Source organism: Prevotella sp. KH2C16 (assembly GCF_900113305.1).
Taxonomy (GTDB): Bacteria; Bacteroidota; Bacteroidia; order Bacteroidales; family Bacteroidaceae; genus Prevotella.
Genome location: NZ_FOOW01000040.1, coordinates 1 through 11,948, shown reverse-complemented (window position 1 = coordinate 11,948; position 11,948 = coordinate 1). Strand labels below are relative to the sequence as shown.

At 45.5% G+C, this 11,948-nt stretch carries 9 protein-coding genes, 1 tRNA gene and 3 pseudogenes; 9 read left to right on the top strand and 4 right to left on the bottom strand.

Annotated elements, in window-relative coordinates; genetic code table 11:
• Window positions 1-55: 55 nt before the first annotated feature.
• The 5 genes from BM114_RS13770 to BM114_RS13750 all read left to right on the top strand — a co-directional run bounded on the left by BM114_RS13770 (window position 56) and on the right by BM114_RS13750 (window position 4,376).
• A complete protein-coding gene (locus BM114_RS13770; protein WP_092114285.1) occupies window positions 56-511 on the top strand; it encodes a ferritin-like domain-containing protein in 456 nt (151 codons plus the stop codon).
• A 33-nt stretch (window positions 512-544) separates the two neighbouring features.
• Window positions 545-949 (top strand): pyridoxamine 5'-phosphate oxidase family protein, encoded by a 405-nt coding sequence (locus tag BM114_RS13765; protein ID WP_092114283.1) that lies wholly within the window; start codon window positions 545-547, stop codon window positions 947-949.
• Window positions 950-979: 30 nt separating this feature from the next.
• Entirely contained in the window at window positions 980-1,663 is a 684-nt protein-coding gene (locus tag BM114_RS13760) for an ATP-binding protein (protein WP_092114281.1), read from the top strand.
• Window positions 1,664-1,909: 246 nt separating this feature from the next.
• Window positions 1,910-3,445 (top strand): Gfo/Idh/MocA family protein, encoded by a 1,536-nt coding sequence (locus BM114_RS13755; RefSeq protein ID WP_092114279.1) that lies wholly within the window; start codon window positions 1,910-1,912, stop codon window positions 3,443-3,445.
• A gap of 88 nt (window positions 3,446-3,533) precedes the next feature.
• Window positions 3,534-4,376: a hypothetical protein gene (locus BM114_RS13750; RefSeq protein WP_092114277.1), complete on the top strand. Its 843-nt coding sequence runs from the start codon at window positions 3,534-3,536 to the stop codon at window positions 4,374-4,376.
• Between the two features lie 207 nt (window positions 4,377-4,583).
• Here the strand turns inward: BM114_RS13750 and BM114_RS13745 are convergent.
• Window positions 4,584-4,665: transfer RNA gene (locus BM114_RS13745), tRNA-Leu, on the bottom strand.
• Between the two features lie 191 nt (window positions 4,666-4,856).
• Here BM114_RS13745 and dnaK point away from each other — a divergent pair.
• Window positions 4,857-6,776: a molecular chaperone DnaK gene (gene dnaK, locus BM114_RS13740; RefSeq protein ID WP_092114275.1), complete on the top strand. Its 1,920-nt coding sequence runs from the start codon at window positions 4,857-4,859 to the stop codon at window positions 6,774-6,776.
• 537 nt (window positions 6,777-7,313) lie between these two features.
• On the opposite strand, the gene BM114_RS13735 is transcribed toward dnaK, so the two are convergent.
• The 3 genes from BM114_RS13735 to BM114_RS13725 are packed head-to-tail and all read right to left on the bottom strand — an operon-like array spanning window position 7,314 to window position 10,107.
• The gene (locus tag BM114_RS13735) at window positions 7,314-9,380 is read right to left on the bottom strand and encodes an outer membrane beta-barrel protein (protein ID WP_092114273.1); all 2,067 of its coding nucleotides are present in this window, start codon (window positions 9,378-9,380) and stop codon (window positions 7,314-7,316) included.
• On the bottom strand, window positions 9,377-9,586 hold the full coding sequence (locus BM114_RS13730; protein ID WP_092114271.1) for a helix-turn-helix domain-containing protein: 210 nt from the start codon (window positions 9,584-9,586) through the stop codon (window positions 9,377-9,379). Before BM114_RS13730 ends, BM114_RS13735 begins: the two co-directional genes overlap by 4 nt.
• A gap of 11 nt (window positions 9,587-9,597) precedes the next feature.
• Window positions 9,598-10,107, bottom strand: coding sequence for a hypothetical protein (locus BM114_RS13725; RefSeq protein ID WP_143089354.1), 510 nt, complete (start codon window positions 10,105-10,107; stop codon window positions 9,598-9,600).
• A gap of 375 nt (window positions 10,108-10,482) precedes the next feature.
• On the opposite strand from BM114_RS13725, the pseudogene mobC reads away from it, so the two are divergent.
• The 3 pseudogenes from mobC to BM114_RS13705 all read left to right on the top strand — a co-directional run.
• Window positions 10,483-10,767, top strand: a pseudogene (gene mobC / locus BM114_RS13720) (plasmid mobilization relaxosome protein MobC); the annotation flags it as partial.
• Window positions 10,764-11,684: pseudogene (locus BM114_RS13710) on the top strand (relaxase/mobilization nuclease domain-containing protein). The pseudogenes mobC and BM114_RS13710, both read left to right, overlap by 4 nt.
• 2 nt (window positions 11,685-11,686) lie before the next feature.
• Window positions 11,687-11,948, top strand: a pseudogene (locus BM114_RS13705) (hypothetical protein); the annotation flags it as partial.

The following is an 11,948-nucleotide window of genomic DNA, read 5'->3' as shown; positions in this document are numbered from 1 at the left end:
TTGGCGAGATTACCAACTTTTATAATGCTTTTCTTATCCCGAACTCGCGTAAATCATGGATGCAACCAAGTCAATCGAAGTGTTACAGTTTTTCGCGACAGGTCTCAATGCTCAGGCTTTCGCCCATCGCGTGCAGGGTAAAGTGTTCGGTGCGTCAGGCTTCAGCAAGCTTGCGGAGAAGTATGCCGCTCATGCTACGGAGGAGCTGGACTATGTAGACCAGTTTATCCAGCGCATTCTCGACCTCGGCGGTCAAGTAAAGGTAGAGGCTACTCAGGCTGAGCCGGTCGTGGAGAATCCCGTTGAATATGTCCGTAACGACTGTCAGGTGAGTGTGGACGGCATCGAACTGCTGCGCCGGAAGATGGAAGAGGTGAAAGGCGATGTAACGACCTACGACATCCTGAAAGTCTATCTCAAGGATGAGGAGGAAGATCTCTACTGGAGCCAGGAGCAGCTTGCCCTCATCAACTGCATCGGCGAGCAGAACTGGCTCATTCGGCAGCTTTAGGAAAACATGTCAAATTAAACGAAAAAGAATAATATGGAAGCAGTACAAAAAGTGTATGATTTCTTGGAAGGAGCCAAGACTTACTATCTGGCAACGGTGGAGAACGACCAGCCGAGGGTGCGTATTTACGGCACATATCTCCTGTTCGAGGGCAACCTCTACATCATGGCGTTCCGCCGCACGAATGCCGTAGACCAGCTGAAGGCCAACTGCAAGGCCGAGATAGCCACCTTCTGCAAAGGCAAGCAGCTGCGCCTCACCTGCAAGCTGGTGGAAGACGACCGTCAGGCCGTGCGTGATGCCATGGCCGAGAAGATGCCGTCGCTGAAAGCTGTGGCCGGAGAGAAGTATGCGAACTTCGTGATGATGCGGGTAACCGAGGCCACTGCCGTCATTTCCCAGGGCTTGTCAGAAGAGGGCGAAACCTGCCACTTCTAATCTCCGGAGCGCCAGACATACTGAAGGTTCATGAATGTAGCCATTAGATATTACAGCAAGACCGGCCATACCAAGAAGATGGCCGATGTGGTGAGTGCCGTTACCGGTGTGGAGGCGAAGCCCGTCAGCGAGCCCATTCGTGAGCCCATAGACACGCTCTTCCTGGGCAGCTCGGTCTATGTGGCCGGCCTCGACGGCAAGGTGAAGGAGTTTATAGCAACGCTCGACAGCTCGCGGGTGAAGAATGTCATCTGCTTCAGCTCGGCAGCGATACTTCCCTCTACCTGCTCCCAAGTGAAAACTCTATTGGAGGCGCGCGGCATCAGGGTTGATGACCGAGAGTTCCATTGCAGGGGGCAACTCTCCCTCATGCACCGAGGACACCCGAATGATGCCGACCTCCAGGTGTCAAACGCCGCAAAATACTGTAACCAAAGCGGCTTTGTCAACATGCGCGCCCGCCGCGAGAAGAATTGTGTATTGATGGAAGTGGAAAATACGGGACCCGGCATACCTAAGGCTGAGATGGACCAGGTGTTTGCTCCTTTTTATCGTTCTATCTCCACGGGTGGGCAGAAGATTAAGGGTTACGGTCTCGGCTTGGCCATCGTACGCCGCATGACCGACCTGTTAGGTGGCAGGGTTATGCTCATCAGCGATAGCGAAGGCCCCACCATCATGCAAGTCAGGTTTCCTATTAAGCGGAAAATATGAAGAGGCGGCAGGGGCATTCTCCCGGACTGCGGCGCCGATCTGCCGTTGCCCGCGCGAAGAATACAGCCCCATGCTGCACCCCTTTGTGTTCTTCCCTCGGCGTTTCTGCGTTGAGTAACCGAAGAAAAAAACAATATCTGACAGGGAGATGAGAATTTTTTTTGCTGTTTTTTTCTGTTTCGGAATTCTTTTTTTGTAGAATATTTTGTATCTTTGCCATATTGGAAAATCTAAAACCAAAGCAATATGAAAAAGTTATTTTCGCTTACCGTTTTGTTCCTGGGCTTCTCCGTGTTGACCATAGCCCAGGGAGTGGCATTCAATTGGCCGTATAAGGTTGTCGACGGCACTATTATCACGGAGGTTCCGGCTCGTCCTGCGGCGCAGCAGCCGGCCCTCGGGCTGGTCACGGCAAAGATGCCCGTGGTTCGCGTTGCTTTCGTGGGCTTGGGCATGCGCGGTCCTGATGCCGTAAGGCGGTGGACTTATATCAACGGCACGGAGGTGAAGGCTCTCTGCGACCATGAGCGTGAGCGTGCCGAGAAGTGCAATGAAATACTGAAGAAGGCCTCCCTTCCTGCTGCCGATGTGTATTCCGGAGAGGACGGCTATAAGCAGCTCTGCGAGCGCAAGGATATCGATCTTGTCTATATAGCCACCGACTGGCTCCACCATTTCGTGGTGGCCAAGTATGCGCTTGAGCACGGCAAGCATGTGGCAATAGAGGTTCCATCGGCCATGAGCCTTACTGAAATATGGGAGCTCATCAACCTTTCAGAGAGCAAACGGCTGCATTGCATGATGCTCGAGAACTGCTGCTACGACTTTTTCGAGCTCAACTCACTGAACATGGCGCAGCACGGTGTGTTCGGCGAAGTGCTCTATGTGTCGGGGGCTTATCGCCACGACCTGTCTCCGTTCTGGGATGCCTATTGGAAGAAGGATGCCAACGACAAGCTCGGCTGGCGTCTCTCTTATAATCAGAAGTTCCGCGGAGATGTCTATGCCACACACGGACTGGGTCCCATCGCCCAGGTTCTGGACATTCACAGGGGCGACCGCATGAGGACGCTCGTGGCCATGGACACCAAGTCGGTCAACGGCAAGGCCTGGGTGGAGAAAATGTCGGGACAGCCCTGCACGGAGTTTGCCAACGGCGACCACACCACTACGCTCATCCGTACGGAGCGCGGCAGGGTGATAGAGGTGCAGCACAACACGATGACTCCGCAGCCCTATAACCGTATGTATCAGCTCGTGGGTACGCACGGATTCGCCAACAAGTATCCCGTGGAGGGCTATGCCCTTTCCGGCAAAGAAATGAAGAATGCAGGCGTAACGCCCTCTGCCGACGACCTTTCAGGCCATTCTTACATGAAGCAGGCAGACCGCAAGGCCCTGGAGGCCAAGTATGAGAGTCCGATCCTTAAGAAGTATGCTTCTGAGGCCAAGGAAGTTGGTGGGCACGGCGGCATGGACTTCATCATGGACAGCCGTCTGGTCTATTGCCTGCAGCACGGGCTGCCGCTCGACATGGATGTCTACGACTTGGCCGAGTGGTGTTGCCTCGCAGAACTGGGCAGTCTTTCGATGGACCATAACAGCATGCCGGTAGAGGTGCCCGACTTCACGCGTGGCCACTGGAACGAGCAGAAAGCTTATCACCATGCCTTTGCCACCCCGGAAGAAGAGGCTGCCGTGGACAAGGCAAGTGCCGAGTTTACTGCCAAACTGAAGGTGAAAGGCGCGAAGTATTGGAAGAAGCACGCCGACAAGAAATAGCATTCGTGCTCCGTGGATAGAGTGGGAGGCCGACAGCGGGAAACCTGCCGGCCTCTTATCTCGTGTCAACCCTGTTAAGAAAGAAGACATGAAGAAGGTGTTTCGCTTATTGTTGATTCTGGGTCTGGCGGCATGTTCGGTGTCGCCCGGTTCTGTCCCGGGGAGCAGAAAGGACGAGGCGCGGGAGGATAGTGGCGTTACGATGATCGACAGCTCCCTCAATTTGAGATATTATCACGCAGGCAAATACTACATAGAGGACTTTATTGCCGTCGGTGATGACAGGGTAGAGTTTTTCAAGCGATATTCCGCCTTAATCAGCATACATGTGAGAAACGGGAACCAGAGTCGTGATACAATCGGACGGGCATATCAATTTGATGACGAGACGCACAGGCTCTCTCATTTTTATACACACAGGAACGGCCTCCTTCACGGAATTGCCGTCTTTTATACGGCCACGGGAACTGTGGAAAGAAGCGAGTATTATGAAGAGGGGGAGCATGTAAAGGGGGTGGCTGCCGGCCCTGCATCGACAGATAGAAGCTTGCAAAGGAGCATCTCGGATGACAGTATCGGCTCAATGGAGCTCGATGACACGGATAATAACATCTTTAAGAAAAATTCCGGCTACTACAGAACTCAGGGAAAAGGCGTTCTGTTTATTGGGACACTATGCTTCGTTATCAGCCAGAGAGGAGCCTTGGAGGCTGTTTATACACAATGCAGCAAGCGTAATAACAAACTTTACAGGTGTGGCGAGGCCTATTGTTTCAACCCGCAGAGCCATTATCTGGTGGCTGTCAGAAACTATAGGAACAATTCACTGTATGGTAAGTCTCTGTATTTCAGTGAAAACGGGATGGTCATAAGAACGGAGGATTATGCTTTCGGTAAAAGGAAGGCTGGGATAATGGTGAATAATAAATAAGTCCAATACATTTCCTCAAATACCTATAAGATTCATTGTTTTTATATAGAAAACAAGAGTCTGCTGGATGAAGAGTTACAAATAGAGCCGGGAAAAGATAGCAGCCGTCAGGACGAAGGTTGTTGGCCCCACGCCCGTTTGCCGTTAACGCCACAGGCATTTACATCAAAGAGGAAAGCTCAGCACGAACTTTCCTCTTTCTGTTTGTGCGCCTGACAGGACTCGAACCTGCACGGCGTTCACCACCAGATCCTAAGTCTGGCGCGTCTACCAATTCCGCCACAGGCGCCAACGCGGGTGCAAAGATACGATTTTAAATCCAGACAGGCAAAGTTTTGCCAATAAAAATTCGGAAAGCAGGCTGACATCTCTGACACATTGGCATGCTTCCGGTTGGCAAGGCCGCCTTTGGCACACCTTTTGTTATGTAGTGTGTGATTTTAAATGTTCGAATAATAACAAATAAAGACATATATAACAATGGGAAAGATTATTGGAATCGACTTAGGTACTACCAACAGCTGTGTCGCAGTTTTTGAAGGTAACGAACCAGTGGTAATTGCCAATTCAGAAGGTAAGCGTACAACGCCTTCTGTCATAGGCTTTACGAAAGACGACCGTAAGGTGGGTGATCCTGCGAAGCGTCAGGCCATCACCAATCCGAAGAATACAGTTTACTCTATCAAGCGTTTCATGGGTGAGACCTATGAGCAGTCCAAGAAAGAGGCTGAACGCGTACCCTTTGAGGTGGACAACGAGAATGGTTATCCTCGTGTAAACATCGAGGGAAAGAAATACACCCCACAGGAAATCAGTGCAATGGTTCTCCAGAAAATGAAGAAGACTGCCGAGGACTATCTGGGTCAGGAGGTCAAGGATGCCGTTATCACGGTTCCGGCTTATTTCTCTGATTCCCAGCGTCAGGCCACCAAGGAAGCCGGACAGATAGCAGGTCTGAATGTGCGTCGTATCGTCAACGAGCCTACGGCTGCCGCCCTTGCCTATGGAGTTGACAAGGCCAATAAGGATATGAAGATTGCCGTGTTTGACTTGGGTGGAGGAACATTCGATATCTCAATCCTTGAGTTTGGCGGTGGCGTGTTCGAAGTGCTTTCCACCAATGGTGATACCCATCTTGGCGGTGATGACTTTGACCAGGTAATCATTGATTGGTTGGTAAATGACTTCAAGTCGGCTGAGGGAATCGACCTGAGCAAGGATTCCATGGCTATGCAGCGCCTGAAGGAAGCTGCGGAAAAAGCCAAGATTGAACTTTCCAGTTCTACCACCACAGAGATCAACCTGCCTTATATCAGTGCAGAAGGCGGTGTTCCAAAACACTTGGTCAAGACACTTACGCGTGCCCAGTTTGAGCAGTTGGCTCACAGTTTGATACAGGCTTGTCTTGTTCCTTGCCAGAATGCGATGCGCGATGCCAAGCTTTCTACATCTGATATCGACGAAGTCATCCTCGTGGGCGGTTCTTCCCGTATCCCCGCCGTGCAGACTCTGGTGAAGAACTACTTCGGCAAAGAGCCTTCTAAGGGCGTTAATCCAGATGAGGTTGTTGCCGTTGGAGCCGCTATCCAAGGTGCCATCCTGAATAAGGAAGAAGGCGTGGGCGATATCGTATTGCTTGATGTAACTCCTCTTACCCTCGGTATCGAAACTATGGGTGGAGTAATGACCAAGCTGATTGATGCCAACTCGACCATTCCTTGCAAGAAGAGCGAGGTGTTCTCTACTGCCGTAGACAATCAAACCGCAGTAACGATTCATGTTCTGCAGGGCGAGCGTCCGATGGCCGCACAGAACAAGAGTATCGGCCAGTTCAATCTCGAAGGCATCGCTCCGGCTCGTCGCGGCGTTCCTCAGATAGAGGTTACATTCGATATAGATGCTAATGGAATCCTGAATGTCAGTGCCAAGGATAAGGCTACTGGCAAGGAGCAGGCCATCCGTATAGAGGCTTCAAGTGGCTTGAGCAAGGAGGAAATCGACCGCATGAAGGCTGAGGCAGAACAGAATGCTGCTGCCGATAAAGCTGAGCGCGATAAGATTGACAAGCTGAATCAGGCTGACTCAATGATCTTCACTACTGAGAACTTCCTGAAAGATAATGGCGACAAGATTCCTGCCGATCAGAAACCTGCTATCGAAACAGCATTGCAGCAGCTCAAGGATGCCCACAAGGCTGGTGATATTGCAGCCATAGATACTGCTACGGCAGCGCTCAACCAGGCCGTTCAGGCTGCCAGCGCCCAGATGTATCAGGGTGGCCAGGCTGGTTCTCAGCCTGGTGCAGATCAAGGCTTCCAAGGTGGCGCACAGTCAGGCCAGCAGTCTCAAGGCTCATCCGATGATACCGTCCAAGATGCAGACTTTGAGGAGGTCAAGTAAGGCAGGATAAATACCTGATAAGATTTAATAAGAAAAGAGGTGTAAATCGTTGATTTACATCTCTTTTCAGTTTTATTAATCTTTGTTTTCCTTCTTGTTTCTTATCCTTATTTGGTTTATATTTGCAGCATAATTGCGACACATACATAAATTTTAGATAGAATACAACAAAACTACATAAGGTAGTAGATGGTATTCTATATATGTCGCAAATAGGTAAATAAAGTATAATATCAGGCATTTATTATTTATGGTAGTAGGAATGTTCAGAATCAAACGCAATTGCGAGGTATGTGGGTAGGAATTTTATGCTCTGACCATCATGTCATGGTATTTTGACCCGAATTAAAAGGAGCCAACTTGAAAAGATCTTCCCCAAAGGGAACCCATTCGGGTGGTAGAGTCCTTCATTCTGACACATCGCCTTTAATTTCGGCAGCCTCTGCTTCTTACATGGCCTGCAATTACTGTTTTATCAGGGCTTCGCTGATCAATTTCTTTTTCATAATTAAAAAAATAAAAATAAAATAACAATTCCTATTTACGGAATCGTGATGTATTAATATCATCATTCTTCTTTACCTTATATCCTCCAAACTTGACAATTAATGAGATACCAACCTCACGATAGCAACTAAAGTCCATATTCATGTATTGTCCTTTGAAGTCAATTCGAGGGTTGATGGAAGAAGTCTCAAATAAATCATTACAGAAGACATGCAAAACAGCTTGCTTCTTCCAGAATTGCCAGCGAAGTCCGAGATCTAAATTTCCAGAACCTAGCAAATCGAAAATTGCCTGATGGGCTTTGCTGCGTATCATCCCGTCAACAGTCAGCGACAAATCAGGCTTGGTACTTAGTGTGATAACATTGCTCATCTGCGCCATTCCATATATTATGGCTCTATTAAACGGTATATCATAAAAGTCATCACATTTCTCATGCATCCAAACTCCAGTTAATGTCAGCCGGGAGTCTAACCATGAACCGAACTTATGAGGAATGACAGCCTGCATGAAAACCTGTTGTTGGTAATTAAGATTCACATATTTAAAAACCGTAGCCAAACAATCTGGACGCTGATAAGGCATCTGTATGAAATAGTCGTCAAGATAGTTGAACCCTGCCACAAGATGATACTTGTTTTTCAGGACCCATATAATATTTGTTTGGTATGATTTGGCGGGTTTAAGATATGGGTTACCTGTAATCTCATCATACCCACCATTACTATATACCGTAAAATTATTCATTGTCCAATATTCTGGATAAGTCCGGTCTGTTGAGAAACTTAGAACCCATATATTGCTTGGGTTGTGAATGTATGTCAGGTTCAGAGTGGGATATATGTTCCATTGATGCCATTGCGGTGAATGATAGTATTCCGCTGCTAAAGAAGCATCTAAGATGAACTTGTTATTCCAGTTTTTTCCTAATCCAACATAAACATTGGCTATATCTTCCCTTTGACGAATATAGCTGGTCCCAGACTGGTGTTGGTAAAACTGCAAACTATGGTTAATAGATTGTTTGTACCAAACTCCATAATTCAAGTTCCAATTATTTTTCAATTGATGTTCCTGAGATAAGTAATAACGCCAAACATTTACACGCTGGTCGTTGTCGACGAGAAAATTAAGATTCACCGTAGGTGTAACACTTTGCAGATCTTGTTTCTCGGGATCATGATAATAGGTAGTTTCAATACCCGCTTTCAAGCCAAATGGTGCTTGGTAGTCTAACTTGACATTATGTAGCCATGTACGGCGTGTGGAAAAAGTTCTGCCAATGATATCTCCAGTATAGTTACCATAGATGTCACGATTACTGTAATTTGCCAGATATGACAGTGACAAGTTATGATTTTTTGCAAATTCATATTCAGTGCTTATGCGGTAGTCATGCCCAAATTGCTTGACAAGTTGTGTTTGCTTATCTTTTATCTCATGTATTGCTCCATTATTGAGGCTGTGCCGAGAATCTTCATCAGTAACCTTAAATACTCTGCCATGACTATGTAGGTACATTGCATCAAAGGTAAATTTCCCATTGTGGTAAAGAATGGATGCACGCTCACCGAACATTGCATGATGTTTCTGATTATAGGCTACATTGAATTCGCCTTGAAAAGGAACTTGAGATAGCTCTCCCTTTCTCAATCGGATGTTAATCAGTGCTCCCCGAACCTGTGATTTTGCCGGAGCAGAATACATCACATCAGCCTTTTCAAGTCGACTGGCAGGCATACTCTTTAACAGCTGAGCTATCTGGTCTGAAGTCAAAGACATGACTTTTCCATTCAAAGCTATACTCACACTTCTATTTGCTAACTGGTATTTGCCATCTTTCTCAGTGATTCCTGGAAGTTCTTTGATAGCATCAAATACATTATCCACACCTTTCTTCTCAATTATGCGAAGCAAATCATAAGTTATAGCACTACCATGCACAACAGCCAATGGTCTTTCACCCTTTACCATTACTTCGGGAAGACTCCTCACAATGCTATCAATAGTTATAGAGTCTGTTGGATTTTGAGCTGATGCTCGCTGAATATTCAGAAGTGTTATCAGAATTGCAGGCAAAAATACATTTCTACTCATAAGCTATCTGCTTTATATTCTAAAATATCCCCAGGAGTACAGTCCAAAGCTTTGCAAATAGCATCAAGTGTAACAAACCTGATAGCCTTTGCCTTCCCAGTTTTTAATATCGAGAGGTTTGCGGGTGTAATGCCAACTATACTTGATAATTCGTTTAATGAAATTTTTCGTTTAGCCATCATGACATCTAAATTTACTATAATCATATGGATAACATTTATATAGTTAGTTCATTTTCTTCTGTGATACTTACAGCCACTTCATACATAAGTGTCATTATGAGAAATAACAATGGAGAAATAATCATTTCGCTACTGATCTGTATCTCTCTCAGACCGAAAAGTATTTCAATATTTAAAGAGAAAAATTCAAAGAAGAAATCTGTAATAGTTATGCCCCATAAGAGTTTTGTATTATGGCGGTTAAATAATCTTTTTATATCCAATTTGCCAAGACAGGTAATTATAAACCTCGAGGAAAGGAATATTAAGATTACTGTAGAAAGCGAATAGCCTATCAGTTCTACCCATTGTATTGTAAGTACCTTATTGACAGATGACCATGCTATGGGACGAATCTGTGTACCTAAGCCAATAGTTATATCAATGGCATTTGTCCAACGCATGAGTTGAACAAGGAAAAGCAAGAACCAGCCTGCCAAAAATATAAGCACCATTCGGCAGACAATATTTATCAACTTTTCTTTTGAACTACAATATACTTTCATAGTTTAAAACTACATATTTATTGATTTATTTATGTCGCAAAAGTATAGAAAATATATTAAATCACGAAATATATTTATCGAAAAACGATATATTTAACACGAATTAACCAAAGAGTGGGTTAAAAAGTAGTTATATTTATCAAACAGCAGCTCTATGAATTTAAAATGGAAGTATATTGTATATCGATAATTCTTTGATCCACGATGCAAAGCTTTTTAGAGAGTACAGCCACGGCCCTGGATGTTGGCGGCAGAACTGTCTAAGTATCTATTCCGGTTATATTGTCTAAAATTCTTTTTTCACAAAGTGATTTACCGTGTATTGAGACATCTCTTTCTATTTGATACACTTGAATCAGTCAATATTGAAGTGTCATTATGTTAAAACTTACCACAGAGGATTACTACACGCTCAAAGGTAAAGCCAAAATCGCAGGAATATCCATGAGTGAGTTTGTAAGAAAAGTTCTTGAGAAAGGAAATGTCATAGAACGGCTGACCATAGAGCAGGCAGACTTCATTCGCAAGCTGTGTGGCATGGCAAACAATCTCAACCAGTTGGCACATCGTGCCAATGCGGAAGGGTTTCATGCCATTGCTCCTTTCCACAAAATCGTCATTGGTAAGATTGACGAAATACTAAACCTGATACGAAGATGATTGCCAAGATAATGAAAGGTTCGGGCTTCAAGGGTGTCATCAACTACATCCTTGACCCGAAGAAAGGAACGGAGCTTATAGACAGTTTCGGAGTACGAACAGACAGTATCAGTCATATTGTCCAAAGTTTCATTGACCAGACGAAATTGAATCCACGAGTAAGTAGGGTTGTCGGACACATCTCCCTGAGTTTCTCCATACAGGACTCTTCCAAACTCATCAATGAATGAATGACGAAAGTGGCTCATGAGTACATGGAGAAGATGGGGATAAAAGATACACAGTACATCATCGGTCGCCATTTCGACAAGGAACATCCACACGTTCATATTGCTTTCAATCGGATAGATAATAATGGCAAAACTATTTCTGACCGTAACGACCAATTCAGAAGTGAGAAGATGTGCAAGGAACTGACCGCCAAATATGGTTTGTACTTCGCCGGTGGTAAGGAGAAAGTCAAGGAATACCGCCTGAAAGAACCTGACAAGACCAAATATGAAATCTATCAGGCATTGAAAGCAGAAATAGCTCGGTGCAGGGATTGGACAACTCTCCTTAGTCATTTGAAAGAACAAGATATTGATGTCCGTTTCAAGTACAAAGGCAACTCTCAGGATGTTCAGGGTGTCATCTTTGAAAAGAACGGTTATCATTTCAATGGCTCGAAGGTGGACAGGAGTTTCAGTTATTCCAAGATTGACTTTGCCCTGCAACAGAACAATAGGGAACACGACCAGCAGATGCAAGAAACGACAAACCTTATATCTAACATTGCAGATGTTACGAGCGAAATAACTAACGACCTCATAGAAGGAGGATTGGGATTATTCCAGACTCATGGTACTGTCCCTGCAGAAGTTTACAATACGCTCGACAAAAAGAAGAAAAAGAAAAAACGTAAAATACATTTATAATTATGGCAGACAATAATACATTTGTCCTCTTTGAGGAAATCAAAAAAAAGCTGGAAACAATTTACAGGGAACTGAAGGAGTTGAAAGAAAATGAGAACAGCTCTGTCTCTCTCCCTGTTTCATCTACCCCAGTACAAAGTGACGAACAACGGGAAGAAGCATTGCTCAATCAGTATGAGCAGCGTACAGAAGCCTTTATCAATAAGTACATTGATGTGCAAAAGCGCATCAAGGACGAGGAGGCTAAATCCATAGACAAATTGG